This window comes from Nostoc sp. PCC 7524 (genome assembly GCF_000316645.1).
In the GTDB taxonomy this organism is placed as follows: Bacteria; Cyanobacteriota; Cyanobacteriia; order Cyanobacteriales; family Nostocaceae; genus Trichormus.
The window spans coordinates 3,497,285-3,513,321 of the sequence record NC_019684.1 but is presented as its reverse complement, the minus strand read 5'-3'; the positions used below and the strand labels follow the sequence as shown (position 1 = coordinate 3,513,321).

Below are 16,037 nucleotides of genomic sequence, written 5' to 3'. Positions count from 1 at the left end.
TTCCAAATAAAAGATGTCTTGAAGACTAGAGATGAGGAAGTAGGGGAGCAAAGTAGAAAAACTAATGACTATTACCTATTGCCTATTGCCTTTTTATCTCTCCATATGTTTTTCTAAAATCTTTTCTGATCTGGGTTTATAAAGAAGATGAAATAAAGCTTCCATATAGCGATCCCTAGCTTCGTTATTTTCTGGCACGACAAAGTTCCAAAAACTAAAAATTTTAGCTAGAGACAATAACTTACTGGTATGTGAATGCCAGTTGTATTTATGGTGAATTCGCTGACTCATCCATTCAGATACTTCTTCCCAATATTCAGGATAGGCATCACATTTTTCGAGGAACGTCACAATTTTATGGGCAGTACCTTCTAAATCTGTCGGATTAACATAAAATCCATCTGTGTTATTTTCAATAATTTCTAAAGCGCCGCCAAATTTAGTCGCAAAAGTTGGTAAACCGGAAATCATTGCTTCTAAAATGCTCCGTCCCAAGGCTTCAAACCGAGCAAAATGAACATAAATTCCTCGACAATCTGCAATTACTCGGTAGGCTTCGCCGACTTCACGATTTTGTAGGCGTAGCCCTAACCAACGTATCTTGTTGTGCAATCCATACTGATTAATGAGGTCATGCAGTTTTTGAATTTCTCCAGCTTCTTCTGGGTTGGTAGTTTCGGAAGTATGTAGTTTACTGGTTAACAGAATCAGATTGCAATGCTCTTGTAAAGCCGGGCTTTTGGCAAAGCATTCCGCTAAACCAGCAAGATTTTTAATAGAAGTGATAGGAGCAACTGCAAAGATGGGTCTTTTGCTGGGGTTTTCTAAATAACCCAAAATTTCAGCATCTTCATGGTGAAATATTAATTCGTAGACTTGTTTACTCAGATTGGAATCTCGGTCTTTGGCTTGTCTATAGGAAAAGAAAATACTTTCATTAACTCCCGGTGGTACTAAGTTGAACTTTGGACTAAACAAATCAATACCATCTACCACATGATATAAATTTGGCATGGTAAAGCATTTGTATGATTCGTATTGTCCCATCGAGTCAGGTGTACCGACAATTTCTTGATATGACGAGGTGATGATAAAATCAGCCGCATTCATGCTAATCAAGTCGGCGGTAAATTGTGCCGAAAAGTGATACTGTTCCTCTAGGTCTTGCCAATGTAAATTACTAAATAGATATTTCGGTTTTTCTAAAGAGTGAGCAATATTACACTGGGTAACTTGGAGAAGACGAGAAAGCAGAAAGGCGACTAAGTTACCATCGCTGTAGTTACCTATAATTAAATTTGGTTTGCCTTGGAATTGTGCTAGTAATTCTGTCTCTGCATCTAGAGCAAATGATTCTAAATAAGGCCAAATATCAAATTTAGATATCCAATTGTCGGTGATTTCTGGATTAAATTGGCGAAAAGGAACACGCAAAATCCAGGCGTTTTCTGTACCATTTACCTTTTCCAGACGTAGGTTACATAGTGTACCTTCACATTTAGGGATGAGGCGGGTAAGAATAATGACATGGGGTTGAATATTTAACAAGTCAAGACCAGCCAGTTTAATATCTTCCCGCAATTTGTTTTCTAAGCTGCGTGCTTGTTCCAGGACATAGACTACTTGGCCTAGGGTTTCGTCACGTCCCATGACTCTCTCTTGCGCCACCCAACCGTGGATAGAAACCAGGACGACGCGAAAGATCGCAGGTACACGAGACATGAACGCTTCGAGGATGGCAGGTTGGGGGCTATCAATCAGATGTTCTAGGAGTTCTAGAGTTTCGAGGATGCGGTGGGCGGTATTACCCCAACCCGGTTCCAAACCCAATTCTTGTAAGTCAAAGCGGAATTTTGCGTAAGGTTCATCAGGGTGGCGCTGATGGAGAAATTTGATTGCTTGGTGAACTTGTTTCGCTAGCTGAATTCCGGAGGAAATACGATCATTGAGTAACAGCCGCATCCCATCGTATTGCAATTCTTGTAAGGCTAAATACAATCCCTCAAACCAACATTGGGGATTATTCTCCAATTGATGGCATAGATAATGGTTGAGGAAAGCTAAACCTTGACCGATGTTGCGCGGGTCACTGATACTGGGGGAAGCTTTGTAAAATGGGCTTAAATCAATTTCTAAGATGTTAGGTTTATAGGCGTTGACTAAGCGATCGCTCACATCCAAAAACGCTTGGGTTGACATCAACTCAAACTGGGTAAACTCTGATGTCAGTCGCCAAACCTCTTGGCTAGCGATTTTGGGACGCACTACAAACCATGTACTTTCCTCCTCCAGAATTATTTCGTGGGTGCGATGAAGTAATTTACCGATAGCTGAAGAGTAATAAAAATATGTAGGTTTTTGGATTTGGTGACAGTATTTAGAAAAAGCTTGTAAAATCTCGTTCCTCAGAAAGTAACACTGACCTGAAGCTTTTAATGTAAATATCAGCTGACGCAAAGCAGTTTTTTCCTCGTTGTCAGCCAAAATGGTGTGATGTAGTTCCCGCATGGCGAATCTCAGAACTTTAGTCAGGTCACGACCTCATTGTTCTCTCCTCACCCACTCTAGTTTTGTGCAATGGTGTTTTAGAGGTGCATTTCCCTTGAACCTCTGTATGGTAGATAAGTGTTGATTCCTTTGACTTCTAGCTTTGGGATGAAGAGTGGGGAGTGGGGATTGGGGAGTGGGGAGTGGGGATTGGGGATTGGGGACTAGGAATAAGAACTCTCTTCTGCTCCCCCGCTCCCCTGCTCCTCTTCTTCCTCATCCCCCCATCCCCCTCATCCCCCCATGCCCTAACTCAACACTCCCTAATTCAAAAAAATGCCAAATTGGCTTAAGTTGCGTCAAAAAAATAGTATTCTGTATTTTAAGTGACTGTTTTACAATAAATTTTCTGTTTCTAAAATTACTATACAAAGTTAAGGGAAGATTATGAAACACAAGATTTTAGATGAAAAACTGAAAATTTATCAAGATAAAAGCAATAAAATTTTTATTAAGTAAATAACTAAATAAAACACAAAATTAAAACAATTATTATTGCTGAAGGAATATATATTTAACTAAACTCTGTATTTTGTTGATTACACATTTACTTATTATGAATTGTTGTTAAAATCAGCAGTAGTTGCTGAATAAACAATTCATTATTGCTTAGATTTTTATAGTTGGGCTATTTCAAGTTAGTTATCAAGGTTAAAACGCCAAATCAATGGAGCTAAAACTGAATATCTCGCTAGTGAAGTGAGTTGTAAACAGCGAAGTTATAATTTTATACGGCTTCCATGAAACTACCATTTAAAGCTCTACGCCAGCGTCTGCAAAACTATTCAGTGATGACCTCTAATACAGATAATGGCTTTGCTAGTTCTAAAATTGTTGAGCAAGATTCATATACTAAGAAATTTGTTGCAGCATCTGCCCTCAATGGGGTATTTGGGGGTACAACTACATCTGTCAAATTTGTTCCTAAACAACCTACTAACTTGCAAGATAGTGAATTGCAAGATGGTTTAACCCATAATCAAACTGCTCAATGGTCTACATCGTTGCAAACGTTGCTTGACCAACCACCTTCATCTATTCCCTATCAAATGGTATTAGGTGGAATTGCTTTTTGTTTAGCAGTTGCAACTTGGGCAAATGTGGCACAGATTGATGAAGTAGGACAAGCCACAGGACGATTAATTCCCCAAGGGGAGGTTTATAAAATCCATCCGGAAATTACAGGTAAGGTGGCTTATTTGCGAGTACAAGAAGGCCAGGTAGTCAAGGCTGGAGAGGTAATCGCACAATTAGACAAAGAAATTGCCCTCAATGAAGTGGAGCGTTTGACACAAGAGAGCGTTGCCTATCAAACTCAACTCTTACAAATCCAAGGGTTGATGGAAAAAACTCGTTTGGAAGCTAAAACCCGTTTGGCACTCAATAACGCAGAGATTAAAGGTCAAGAGGCAATCATTACTCAAGGGTTGGCTAAAATTCAAAGTCATCAGGTAGCGATCGCCCAAGGTCGAGAAAAAGCTAATATCAGTCAAAAGCTGCTGCGGCAATTACAAGCCGATGCGATGGCTCAAAACGAGCGATTATACAGGCTCAAAGCTCTAGTACAACAAGGCGCACTGTCTCAAGAACAATTGTTTCAAGCGCAGCAAAGTTTGAGCGATCGCCAGCGTACCATTACCCAGCAGATGGGGGAAATTCAACAAACCTTAGCCGACTCCAAGCGATCGCAAATCGATTTACAACAAGTTCTGTCAGAATCACAACGTCTACAAGCACAGTTAACCCAAAAACAAGTAGAAGGGGACACGATACAAATACAGACTGAGCAAGCAATCCAGAAACTGGAATTAGAAAAAACTCAGATGCGAGCCAAAGTCAAACAGGCCGAAAAGCAAATCGCAGAAGCAAAAATGAGATTGCAACAGCTCACCCTAACTGCACCTGTAGATGGAGTAGTTTTAGCACTTAACGTCCGCAATAGTGGGGAAGTCGTACAACCAGGACAAGCGATCGCGGAATTAGCTCCTCAGAATGCACCATTGGTTCTGGAGGCTAATTTACCTACCAAAGAAGCAGGTTTTGTCAAAGTAGGAAATACAACGCAAATCAAATTCGACGCTTACCCCTATCAAGATTACGGTATTGTTTCTGGTCAAGTGATATCTATTTCCCCCAATAGCAAACTTAATGAACAACTTGGTGCAGTCTATCGAGTAGAAATTGCTCTGGAGCATAACTATGTAAAAGCCAATCGTCAAACTATCAAGTTTCAAGCTGGGCAAACAGCAAAGGCTGAGATCATCATCCGTCGCCGTCGTATTGCAGATATTCTGCTTGACCCAATTAAACAATTGCAATCAGGCGGAATTAGTTTGTGAATTTCCAGTTAAATTAATTACCTTCGAGACGACCATGAACCACCACATTCATTCTTCTCATAAAAGTTTTCAAAATGCAATTACTATTGAACAATTAAATCAGATAATTGAAGCCATTACTGATGGTAGATATTCTTGGGCTTGTGTCTTAATGTTGCGTTTTGTTGGCTACAATCCTCTTCACTTTATTCCCCAGAGAACTTATAGTCGTTTAATGAAGGAAAATCGCCAAGTTCCTAGTATACAAATATCCCAAGATAGTCATATTTCTAGTTCTAATAACAGAAATTCGTCTCCAGTTGTCAGCAAGATAGATGACTTGGATCATTTAGAATCTGGCGATACCAAACAGGCTAAAATTCCAGTTAGGAATTCGCCCGCAACTTTAGAAACAAAGATGGCAGAATTTTATCGACAGCATAACTAGAGTCAATTAATTAATTTCCCAATTCAGAAAGGTTTGGGGTTGGATCTTGTAAAAATTTACTCCGATCTGACCCTTTCTTTGTATTTTACCATCGTCTATTAATTTAAAATCTGCTTTGACTTTATGATTGAATTTAATGGCGAAATTATTACTCCCAGAGAAGTAGTTACATATCTCAAAAAAACTTTGCAAATCAAAGAAGTATGCAATAATGTTTTGTATCAAAAAATTATCAACACAGCCGCTCAAGAAAGAGACATAAAAATTACAGAAGCAGAAATTCAGATTGAAGCTGATAGACTGCGTTATGAAAAACGTTTAGTCAAAGCCAGTGATACTATTGCATGGTTAGTTGATCAGCTAGTGTTATCTGAAGATTGGGAAGCAGGTATTCTTGATAGTTTATTAAGTAAGAAATTAGCTGTAAGTTTATTTGCTAAAGATGTAGAGAAGTATTTTTTAGAAAATCAATTAGACTACGATCAGGTCTTACTTTATCAAATAGTTGTATCAAATAAACAATTAGCACAAGAAATTTGCTATCAAATTGAAGAAGGTGAAATCAGCTTTTATGAAGCTGCTCATATTTACGATATTGATCAAAGACGGCGAAACCACTGCGGCTATGAGGGCAAATTTTACCGTTGGAGCCTCAAGCCTGATGTAGCCGCAGTGGTATTTAATACCACACCAGGAGACCTGATCGGCCCACTAATTATAGACAAAGTAAATTATATTTTAATGGTGAAAGAGTTTATTCCTGCCGAATTAACAGATGAAAGGCGGGAAGAGATTATAAATAAAATGTTTCAGGAATGGTTAGCTGCTAAAGCTATGTCATTCTAAAAAGTTGCTTGAGTGTGTCGAACCTAAAGGAATAGAATCGTTGAGATGGTCAAGGTGTAAAACGCGCTTTGTCCAGGCTAATGCTGATCATTCTTAGTACGGGTTGATTGTTCAGATGGAGTACATGACAGTTTTGTCGGGAAAAGTCTTTTTAAAATCAACCCACGGCACACGAGTCAACTGCTAGAGCTTGCTTGCGAGGAAACTATCTTGAGAATATTCTTATTAATGTTATGGTTAGCGATCGCTATACTGCAACTTACATTTACCAATCCAGTTCTAGCAGCCGAAACATCCAAAGGGGCAAAAATTTTTACTAATAATTGTGCTTCTTGTCACATCGGCGGTGGCAATATTCTCGTTTCTAAAAAAACCTTGAAAAAAGAAGCACTATCACAGTATTTGAACGATTACAACAATAACGCCATAGAAGCAATTATTCATCAAGTAGAAAATGGTAAGAATGCTATGCCTGCCTTTAAAAACAAGTTGAGCGAGCAAGAAATTCTGGAGGTTGCTGCCTACGTTTTCCAAAAGGCAGAGCAAGATTGGTAAGTAGGGAGTAGGTAATGGGGAAAACTAAGTTTATTCAACCTAAAACCCATCTTGTAGAGGCAAATTCTCTACACCCAATCTCATAAATTATATTTTCGATGAATGATTAATTTCACAATTAATCATTCATCATTTCTTAATGTTTTTTAGCACTAATCCCATTTTAGTTTTTTAAAGAATTAGAGCTTTGCCGTTGCTGTTGAGTTTCACGCAATTTTTGTAGTTTGCGTATGAGTTCTTGACCAGATTCTACTGAAGAGGATAACTCATCTTTGTCTACTGTAGACTCAGTAGATGGTTTAACAGTAGCTGCTGGTGTTGGTGTGGGCGCAGTTGTCTGAGGCTGATTTCGGTTAAGTTGTAGTTGTGGTAAAGGTTTGGGAGTAACTGCTGGTGTAGTTGTCGGTTGAGCATCATTAACTGCTGGAGTCGCACTTGGTTTGGGGAGAACTACAGCTGGAGTTTTTTCTTGATTAGCTGCACCCGAATTACCGCTATTATGTTGGAAACTCAAACTAAACGGATAACGGCTGATTTGCTTATCTCCTTTAGGTGCATTTTGAGTAAAATATTGTCTGGTTTTGAGTTGTAATTCTGGAGAAACTGACCTGTCTTGGAATTGGATATCTAAGACTTTGCCTTCCGCATCTACTACCAATACACCCAAAACTGTACCTTCAAGACCTTGTTTATCTGTGGAAATCGTGCTGCGAATGACTGCTTTTTCTTGCGAATTGGGGTATTGCTGCTGAAGAGCTGTTCTCAATCTGGCGTAGGAGTCTACCTGAGCAATTTCAGTCTGTTCAGTTTGTTTGAAAGGTAAATTAGGTACATTGGCAGTAGAGCCTTGCTCCCATTTGGGAATGCTTTGATCAGCAAAGGCTAAATCATCCCCAACTTTAGGAGTTTTACCAACTGGCGCTACTTGTGGTTCGATGGGAGCTACCTGAGCTGCATCACTACTAGGCTGTGTAGTTGCTGGATTGGCATTGCTATTTGGTGTGACAGCAGGGAGATTATCCGGCAAATCATTTGGTATCTGAGCTGCACTTAATTCTGGCAATTTATCTACAGGTAGAGGTTTTGATGTTGCTGGTACTGTCTCCCGGTTATCAAAACTAGGAGGAGTTACAGGCGTAAATTTATTGTTAGCAGCATTGAAACCAGAATCATCAAATCGTAAATTTCGTCTAGGAGATATCCGCAAAGGCTGACTTTGGGGCAAGGGGGCTACACCATAATTTTGCGGTAATGTCGCAATTGGTGGCAGTGATAGCGGTGGAGCTACAGGTGGCGGTAAAGGAGGCAATACAGTCGTTTGAGCATCCAATCCAGGAGGATTATTCAGTGGCGGTTGTTGCGGAAATTGATTTTGTAGTAAAGGTAATTGTGCTTGTAGCGCAACCTGGTTAGTATCTGGACTTTGTGGCAAACGACTTTGATCCGCTTGGCTGAGTTCTAAAACACCAACTTTTTTTTGAGAGGATGAGTCTTTTGGTTGGTTGGAATCTACAGGCATCAATGGCACAATCAACGCAATAGCACCGTGAATGCCAAGAGAGGCTATTGCTGCTATTCCGGTTGGCTGGCTTAATAATTCTGGTATATTTTTTAACAGGGAGACGTAAGACATAGCTGTTAATCGTTCACTCGGCTCGGTTGCAGTTGACTAGCAAAGCAATTTAATCTTGATGGGAATAAATGCGCCCCTATACAATAATAGCTGCCGACGTTGGCACTCAAAACAGGATGATTTTTTCTTTTTTAAGACTTTAATTTTTTAGGGCTTCATCACACTTCTATCGGTGGCACTGGCTGACAAAGTTATCAAAAATACTTATAGAGAAAGTTGACTTTTCTATGGTTTGCACCATTACCAGCTTAAACATAGGGTAGTGACAAGTCAGAGCGATCGCATCCGTCGAAATGTAGAGCTTAAATTTCTTGTTGAGTAGGCATGAGGGAGAAAAAGCTGGGCTTTTGTCATGATAATTGTAGGTCGCGTCATATTACCATACTTGCCTACACTGAAAATGTTGCCAGTTTGGCTATTTCTCTCCTAATCCCTAATAATCCTTTAATTTTTGAATTTTGTAGGCGCAAGCCTTCTCTACGAGACGCTACGCGTTGGCGTTAGCCTCTCGTAGAGATGTCGTAGACTATTTTGAATTTTAAATTTTGAATTAACTTGTCCAAAATGCCATTACCTACAATCATTGTGCCGGGATATTTAGAAAGCGCGATCGCTTACCATCAACTTGAAACATCTCTCAAACAGTTGGGTTTCCCAACGTTCACCGTACCGCTTAGACGGCGTGACTGGATACCTACTATCGGCGGTAGACCGATTACACCGATTTTGCAGCAACTTGATCGCACTGTTAAACAAGCATTACAACAATATAACGCTACTCAAATTAACTTGATTGGTCACTCAGCCGGCGGTTGGATTTCCCGGATCTACTTAGGAGAACAACCTTATGCTGTGAGTGTCTGGAATGCTCATCCTCTAGTAGCTACTCTTGTTACCCTAGGGACACCTCACACCAGCCAAGAACGCTGGACACGCCGGAATTTGGATTTTGTCAATAATAATTACCCCGGAGCCTTTTATCCCAGCGTGAATTACATTTGTGTCGCTGGTAAAACAACTTTTGGGGAACGGCGGCGCGGTGGTTGGTTAGCCTACAGCAGCTATCAATTAACTTGTGGACAAGGTAATACCTGGGGCGATGGAATTACACCAATTGCGGCGGCTCACTTAACAGGGGCAGAAAATCTAGTGATTGCAGGTGTGAGACATTCCCCTAGAAGTCCGGGAGTTTGGTATGGTTCGCCAGAACCTTTGAAAATTTGGGGACAGTATTTGATTTAAAAATATATTTTTCGCAAAATTAATATAGATATATTTATAAATCTTAGTTATATTGTAATGAAAATACATAATCAAACCAATAACAGGAGGGGTGTAGCTATGCAAACCACCCAGTTTGATAGGATTTTGCGGCGAATAGCCACGATATTAGCGGTTGTGATTCTTTCCCTGTGCCTGATTTATGTCTCCACAGGAATTTTGTTGTCTTTTTATTACGAACCGACAGCAGGCGGGGCTTATAACTCGTTGAGAATGATTGATACGGAAGTTGCCTATGGTTGGTTATTCCATAGAGCGCATGATCTTGCAGGTAATATCATGATTGCGATCGCTCTGGTGCAAATTGTAGTGATGTTCTTAGGGCGGCAATTTCGCAACAGTTGGCTAGTAGCTTGGGTAAGTGGAATTTTCTTTACCCTCAGCGCCATTGGTTTAGATTGGACAGCCATGATTCTCGACTGGACTCAAGAAGGCTACTGGCGATTTAACATTGAGCTAGGCAATATCGAAGCCATTCCTGTCATCGGTTCACAACTGCGAGATATCCTCACAGGTGGTGGAGCCATTAGTAGTATTACTGTCCAACATCTCTACACTCTGCACAGCTATATAATTACCGTTGTTGCCATTGTATTGGCTGTGGTGCATTTGGCAGCTTTGCTGTGGCAAGAACGACAAATGTATACACAACCAGTAGATGAGACAATTCAACTTCCAGGCGCATCGCTGGCGGAAAGTTGAGCCAATTTTGCTAATGGTAATTCTTCCAACTCTGGCAACCTTTCTAAAGCCAGAGGTGTAGACTGGCTAGCACCAGATAACCGTTTGAGGAGATTTGGTCTGGGGTCATACAACAAGTAGATAATGCGATCGCCTATTTCCCATTCTTGATTAGCTGGGGTAATCTGTAGCCGTTCTTCCCGTTCTACCAACAACGGCACTAATACCCCAGTCCGAATTTTTTCTTGAATACGTTCTTGTTGTTGAGTAAATTCCGATTCATTGAGTGTAGTTGTCCCTAACTTCACCCTTCCACTATTGAGATACTCATTCCAAGTTTTAACGGCTAAATCGGCAACAAAAGCTTGCTGAACTTTATTATTAGCGGAATTATTCGCTTGGGGGTCACGGGGAAACACTGCTAACACACGCGGCGGATTAAATTCCTCGGCGGCTCGTTGCGCCACGACAAAATTCACCTCACCATTATTAGTCATGGCCACAAAAGTACCCATCGAGGCTAGTCCCGCCTCCTCCAACACCTCAGCATCCAAAGCACTACTAGCAATTACCCTGATATTTTGAGCTTCTGCTTGAGCGAGATATTCCGGTTCAGTATCGATGAGAACGACGTTTTCGCCCCGTTCTTGAAAAAATCGGGCAATTAACAGACTTAAAGGATTACAACCGACAATTACCGCCCCTGTCGCTTCATGGGAAGTGATTTGCAAGCATTCAGCCACCCAGCCAGCCGTTAGTCCTTGACAAACTACTGTCATGATAATTGTCAGGAATACTAAAGCCTTGATTGCATCACCACCATTGATACCGTGCTGAGTCAGCAAAATCGCAAACAAAGAAGCAACGGAAGCAGATACAATCCCTCTCGGCGCAACCCAGCTTAAAAACAACTTTTGTCGCCAGTTTAAATCACTGTTCCAAGTACACAACAGGATATTCACTGGACGCACAACAAACATCAGTACCAAAACCGTGAACAAACTCCCCCAACCCAAAGCCAACACACTGGCGATGGAAAGGTCAGCCGCTAGCAGAATAAAGAGTACGGAAACACTCAAAATCGTCAGTTGACCTTTGAAGCTACGCAACAGACGTTCCTCTGGTACAGAGGAGTTAGCAAATACTGCCCCAGCAACGACGGTAGTCATCACCCCTGATTCACTGCGGATCATTTGTGCTAGGGTAAACAACCCCCATAGCACTGCCAAAACCACCAAATTTTTCACTTCAAATGAGAGAAAAGTGGCACGTTTAAAAATCAGGCTCATCAAATAACCGCCTACCGCACCAATCGCGCCACCAACACCAAGGCGCATCAGTAAACCTATGATGGCATTGATGGGATCAGCATCACCGTTAACGATGGTATCCAGCACTACGAAAGCGAGAATAGCACCCACTGGATCGATTAAAACTCCTTCCCCTTCTAACAGCGTTGCCACTTGGCGGTCTACATTGATTTGTTTAAGTAGGGGACCAATCACCGTTGGCCCTGTTACCACCACTATAGAAGCGTAGAGAAAAGCTATATTCCAAGGAAACTCACCCAACCAGTGAGCCGCCATACTGCCACCAATCAGCGTGACGAGAGTTCCCAAAGTAACAAGTAGTTGCAAACTCAAAGAAACTCTACCCAACTCTCGCAAATCTAGGTTGAGTCCGCCTTCAAATAGAATGATCGCCGTTGCTAGGGCAACAATCACTTCCAGTCCTGTACCGAGCAATTGGGGATGCAATACCCCCAAGCCATCAGAACCAAGCACAATGCCCAATAGTAGTAGCAGGACGATGCTGGGTACACGAAAGTACGCAGCCAACACCTGGGCGCTAATACCTGCAACGACAGTGATCACCATCTGTAGGGTGACTTCAAAAGATGCTTCCATGCTGTCGATTTTGCGCGATGTATTTCAAAATCTTTTGTAAAGAATAATAAAGACTCCCTTTACAGGGTACAACATTAGACCTTATATCCCTTGATAAATTCAGAGTTTTTTTCATACTTAGTTCTTCACAATACTCCATTTCTCGCTGATTGGCGACAGAGTGTGACGATTAGCCAACAATTCATTAATTCTTTTAGTATTAAACACAAGCAAAACTACAACATTTGATAGATGCGAATAATCTCCCCTTTGTCAGATGTTCACCGTGTACTCAATTATTTTTTAGGGGTGTAGTGGAGCAGGGGGAGATGAGGGGGATGAGGAAGAAGAGGAGCAGGGGATCTGAAGAGAGTTATTATTCCTAGCCCCCAGTCCCCAGTCCCCAGTCCCCAGTTCCCAGTCCCCAATCCCCAATCCCCAACCCCCAAAAATTTTTTTTCTAAATCTATTGACATCATCTGAAAAATCCGTTAATTTATAAAAGGTCTGAGGTTGATGCCCCCATCGTCTAGAGGCCTAGGACACCTCCCTTTCACGGAGGTAACGGGGATTCGAATTCCCCTGGGGGTACTAAATAAGTAAGCTAAAACACTAAATAAACATAGCTTATAAATAATTCAAAGTTGCTACAACTATTTAGCTGTAGCAACTTTTTTTTTAAGCTACTGATTGGTGAGATACTGTACTCGCTGATAAATTGCTAGCAGATTTGACTTGAGGTCATTGCTCACGCGGCGTTCAATAATTGACACTGGCATAGTCAGCTTAGGCCAGATTTGGATTTTGTAGCAGAGATTAGTGCCGATCGCTTCATCTAAGATATAAGGTTCTAGACACCAACTACCAGAGAAGCCCTTAAAATCCCCTTCTACCATTTGAAAATTGATTTCTTTAGGGAAATATTCTTCCAAGTCTAGAACCACACGGGCGCAAAAATTGAAATTGAGTAAGCGTTGAGAGCCGATTTGTTCTAACCGAATGCCACCATGAGGATGTTCCAGCAGACAACTTTTGGCAAGGTTGGGGATAAAGTCCGCCAAGGCTTCATAATCTGTCAGCACTTTCCAGACTCGCTCTACCGGGTGGGGAATTTGGACTTGAGCTGTAATTTGTCGCTGTCGCTCGGCGATTTTTTCAATTTGAATTTCTACTGGGGGCAAATTACCTATATCCGCAATCAATTGTGGATCAAGATTGGGATCGAGTTCAAAGTCCTGGGTGGTGTTTTTTAGATTAGTCACTGTCAGAATATGGTTTGCTGTCTTCAGAAAACTGGGGTAGAGTCAGGGTGAAAGAAATTTCGCTGAGTTGAGAGTCAGCAATGGGTGTACTTTCTACTGCGATCGCTCCATTAAGATGCTGCACCAAGGACTTAACTAAAGCTAGTCCTAAGCCAGTACCCGGAGTCCAGCGACCTCCTCTACCGCGACGGAACCGATCAAATATATAGGTTGCGTCTTCTTCGGAGATGCCACGTCCTGTGTTTGTTACTTTGATCATAACTTGATCAACTAACTGATTAACTTGGTGGCTGGCGTGCAAGTGAATAATGGTATCGCGCTCAGAGTATGTATAGGCATTATTTAATAACTCTTGCAGAATCCGGTCAAAACTCTCTAGTTCGGTTTGGAGTTTTAACGGCTGCTCTGGGATGTCTAATGTGATGCTTAATCCTTTTTCCGCCAGCCTGGATGTGAAAGAATTACTAAATTCTTCGATTCTGGCGTTTAAATTGATCATTTGAAAACGTAGGGGTTCTTGCTGGGACTCCGATTCTAATTTTTGGAGAGTGAGCAAGTCATTGATTAAATTGATTTCTTTGCTACATTCTTTTTCGAGAATATCCAAGTATCTGCCTTGACGTTCTGCCGTGATCCCTGGCAACTGTAAGTTCTTGATTGACATCATCATATTCGTCAAGGGATAGCGCAAGCGATCGCTAATATTGCTCATGAACTCGTCTTTGAGCTGGTTGAGTTCCCGCAATTGCTCTACATATTGCCGTGTTCTTTCGTGCAACTTGGCTTGTAATTCCAGACTGCTTTGGAGTTTGGCGGTACGCTCATCTACTAAAGTTTGTACTTGTCGCAGTGTCTTGGATTGAATAATGGCGTTACTGACTTGAGCGCATACCATTTCTACCAGATTTAATTCTGAGAGTTGCCAATTACGAGCCACTGCTTGCTGTAGCACCAAAAAGCCGAGGATTTTGCCTTGATTTTCTAACGGCATTACCAGGACAGCTGGTAATTCTGTAATGACAAACAAGGGAGCAACGGCAGAGGTGTCTTGTAAATCTGTGTAGTCGTTGATAATAACTGGCTTTCCTCCCTCTGTGAACACTCGCTGACACAAGCCACAATCCGCCAGAGAGAAGGACTGAGTTACAGACTCTGTTTGATGGGGATGTTCCCTACGCCACTCACCCAAAACCTCAGCTTTAGCTTGGGGAATTTGTTTTTTAGCGGCAGATCTAAATAGGGGATCTGTATATTTCAGCAAGATCAGCAAACCCCGATCTGCTTGGAGAGATTCGGCAGTAGATGCTATGGCTAATTGGAGCATTTGATTTAACTCCAAGTTACTCCGACTCAATATAGTTAATTGCTTGATCAAGCTTTGATGTTGATTGCTCTTTTGCAGGTATTGCTGCTGAGAAGAAATCAACTGTGCTTGTGTCACCAGAGAAAAAGCGATCGCACAGGACGATTCAATCGTTTTGAGGATTCGTTTTTCCGACTCACCCCAATCATAAGACTGGAATTTAATCAGATGAACTACACCATTATTTTGACCTCCGAAGCGGGTGGGAATGGCTAAAACCGCCTTGATTGGTAATGACAACTGTTGACATCCCATCACCAAGCTATTTTGGATTGTGGCAATATCCTCAATCGTGAATGTTTCAGTAGCGCATTGCACCACTGGCAATTCCATTAATAACCCTTCCGTTGAGAACAGCTCATTTTGCTGCGAAATTCCGAGATATTCATCAGAACACCAACTAGCTGCTGTGGCTTCAGTTGAGTCTTCCCTATTTACCGTAACTAAGCAACAACAATCTACTTGAGTGGCAACTCCTACCAACGCGGCAATCTCTTGCAGCATCAATTCTGTCGCTGGACTACTAGCAATGATGTGATTAATTTGTTGTGCCAACTTGTGGGCTGTTTTTTCCTGATGCTGCATCAGTTTGACTGGGTATGTTTGTAGTCGCTCTGGGTCATCGGGGCGTTGTGGCGGCAGTATTAAATGCTTTTTCATTCCTGATATGCTCTTGAATAGTGACCCCGTTTTGCTTGCACCCAACTTTTTGGCATATTATTCACCGTTAGTTGTGTCGCCATACCGGATGGATGACAAATTTTGTATCAATATTTTCTATCATCTGTTATAGCCCCTTTCTTTTGCAGATGACCAAGTTATCAGTATATTAAGATAATTTATACATAGATATCGAAATATTCTCAGCTTGTTAAAATGCCTTTACAAACTTGCGTTTGATTGATCAAGGCAGTATCCAGTCAATAGCTTGAACTTAAGATATCTTGTTTATAACTATACATAAACCGTAATTTCTCTGGATTTCAGACAAGAACTTCATATTGAGAAACCGCATTATTACTATTGTGATTTAAATTACACTTATGAAGGTAGTCCCGATGAGATGAGTCTCACACCCAAGCATGAAAATGGGCATGGGGCATTGCGGTAGCTACATCGATATTGGTCGAAGTAGTATTTTCCAGCTAGGAGGGGAGAAGCTACCGACAGAATTTTAAGAGTTTGTCATTTTATTCCTATGCTCTATAGTTTTTTAC

At 41.4% G+C, this 16,037-nt stretch carries 11 protein-coding genes and 1 tRNA gene; 7 read left to right on the top strand and 5 right to left on the bottom strand.

From position 1 onward, the window contains the following. Positions 1 to 93: 93 nt before the first annotated feature. Positions 94 to 2,508 carry a sucrose synthase gene (locus tag NOS7524_RS14090; RefSeq protein WP_015139146.1) on the bottom strand — a complete coding sequence of 805 codons (2,415 nt, stop codon included), beginning with the start codon at positions 2,506 to 2,508 and terminating at the stop codon, positions 94 to 96. Positions 2,509 to 3,287: 779 nt separating this feature from the next. Here NOS7524_RS14090 and NOS7524_RS14085 point away from each other — a divergent pair. From NOS7524_RS14085 to petJ, 4 genes are all read left to right on the top strand, one after another. Continuing rightward, positions 3,288 to 4,886: an HlyD family efflux transporter periplasmic adaptor subunit gene (locus NOS7524_RS14085; RefSeq protein ID WP_015139145.1), complete on the top strand. Its 1,599-nt coding sequence runs from the start codon at positions 3,288 to 3,290 to the stop codon at positions 4,884 to 4,886. Positions 4,887 to 4,920: 34 nt separating this feature from the next. Then, a complete protein-coding gene (locus NOS7524_RS14080) occupies positions 4,921 to 5,313 on the top strand; it encodes a HetP family heterocyst commitment protein (RefSeq protein WP_015139144.1) in 393 nt (130 codons plus the stop codon). 123 nt (positions 5,314 to 5,436) lie between these two features. Further along, on the top strand, positions 5,437 to 6,159 hold the full coding sequence (locus NOS7524_RS14075) for a peptidylprolyl isomerase (protein WP_015139143.1): 723 nt from the start codon (positions 5,437 to 5,439) through the stop codon (positions 6,157 to 6,159). A gap of 210 nt (positions 6,160 to 6,369) precedes the next feature. Then, complete coding sequence (petJ, locus tag NOS7524_RS14070; protein WP_041555326.1) at positions 6,370 to 6,714, top strand: cytochrome c6 PetJ; 345 nt, start codon at positions 6,370 to 6,372, stop codon at positions 6,712 to 6,714. A 163-nt stretch (positions 6,715 to 6,877) separates the two neighbouring features. On the opposite strand, the gene NOS7524_RS14065 is transcribed toward petJ, so the two are convergent. Continuing rightward, positions 6,878 to 8,347 (bottom strand): hypothetical protein, encoded by a 1,470-nt coding sequence (locus NOS7524_RS14065; protein WP_015139141.1) that lies wholly within the window; start codon positions 8,345 to 8,347, stop codon positions 6,878 to 6,880. Between the two features lie 564 nt (positions 8,348 to 8,911). Between NOS7524_RS14065 and NOS7524_RS14060 the strand changes: the two genes are divergently transcribed. After that, complete coding sequence (locus NOS7524_RS14060) at positions 8,912 to 9,589, top strand: esterase/lipase family protein (protein ID WP_015139140.1); 678 nt, start codon at positions 8,912 to 8,914, stop codon at positions 9,587 to 9,589. A 99-nt stretch (positions 9,590 to 9,688) separates the two neighbouring features. Further along, positions 9,689 to 10,330 (top strand): cytochrome b N-terminal domain-containing protein, encoded by a 642-nt coding sequence (locus tag NOS7524_RS14055; protein ID WP_015139139.1) that lies wholly within the window; start codon positions 9,689 to 9,691, stop codon positions 10,328 to 10,330. Here the strand turns inward: NOS7524_RS14055 and NOS7524_RS14050 are convergent. Continuing rightward, positions 10,297 to 12,216 (bottom strand): cation:proton antiporter, encoded by a 1,920-nt coding sequence (locus tag NOS7524_RS14050; protein ID WP_015139138.1) that lies wholly within the window; start codon positions 12,214 to 12,216, stop codon positions 10,297 to 10,299. The two genes, NOS7524_RS14055 and NOS7524_RS14050, sit on opposite strands and share 34 nt — an antisense overlap. Positions 12,217 to 12,713: 497 nt before the next feature. Here NOS7524_RS14050 and NOS7524_RS14040 point away from each other — a divergent pair. Next, positions 12,714 to 12,786, top strand: a tRNA-Glu gene (locus NOS7524_RS14040). 92 nt (positions 12,787 to 12,878) lie between these two features. Here NOS7524_RS14040 and NOS7524_RS14035 read toward each other — a convergent pair. Both NOS7524_RS14035 and NOS7524_RS14030 read right to left on the bottom strand, forming a co-directional pair. Then, entirely contained in the window at positions 12,879 to 13,457 is a 579-nt protein-coding gene (locus NOS7524_RS14035) for an SRPBCC family protein (RefSeq protein ID WP_015139137.1), read from the bottom strand. Further along, a complete protein-coding gene (locus NOS7524_RS14030) occupies positions 13,450 to 15,480 on the bottom strand; it encodes a GAF domain-containing sensor histidine kinase (RefSeq protein ID WP_015139136.1) in 2,031 nt (676 codons plus the stop codon). The genes NOS7524_RS14035 and NOS7524_RS14030 overlap by 8 nt, the downstream gene beginning before the upstream one ends. Positions 15,481 to 16,037 lie beyond the last annotated feature (557 nt).

What these genes read in the sequence shown, in the direction of transcription:
- NOS7524_RS14090 (WP_015139146.1), bottom strand. Translation starts at nt 2,508, where the DNA reads ATGCGGGAACTACATCACACCATTTTGGCTGACAACGAGGAAAAAACT.
- NOS7524_RS14085 (WP_015139145.1), top strand. Translation starts at nt 3,288, where the DNA reads ATGAAACTACCATTTAAAGCTCTACGCCAGCGTCTGCAAAACTATTCA.
- NOS7524_RS14080 (WP_015139144.1), top strand. Translation starts at nt 4,921, where the DNA reads ATGAACCACCACATTCATTCTTCTCATAAAAGTTTTCAAAATGCAATT.
- NOS7524_RS14075 (WP_015139143.1), top strand. Translation starts at nt 5,437, where the DNA reads ATGATTGAATTTAATGGCGAAATTATTACTCCCAGAGAAGTAGTTACA.
- NOS7524_RS14065 (WP_015139141.1), bottom strand. Translation starts at nt 8,347, where the DNA reads ATGTCTTACGTCTCCCTGTTAAAAAATATACCAGAATTATTAAGCCAG.
- NOS7524_RS14060 (WP_015139140.1), top strand. Translation starts at nt 8,912, where the DNA reads ATGCCATTACCTACAATCATTGTGCCGGGATATTTAGAAAGCGCGATC.
- NOS7524_RS14055 (WP_015139139.1), top strand. Translation starts at nt 9,689, where the DNA reads ATGCAAACCACCCAGTTTGATAGGATTTTGCGGCGAATAGCCACGATA.
- NOS7524_RS14050 (WP_015139138.1), bottom strand. Translation starts at nt 12,216, where the DNA reads ATGGAAGCATCTTTTGAAGTCACCCTACAGATGGTGATCACTGTCGTT.
- NOS7524_RS14030 (WP_015139136.1), bottom strand. Translation starts at nt 15,480, where the DNA reads ATGAAAAAGCATTTAATACTGCCGCCACAACGCCCCGATGACCCAGAG.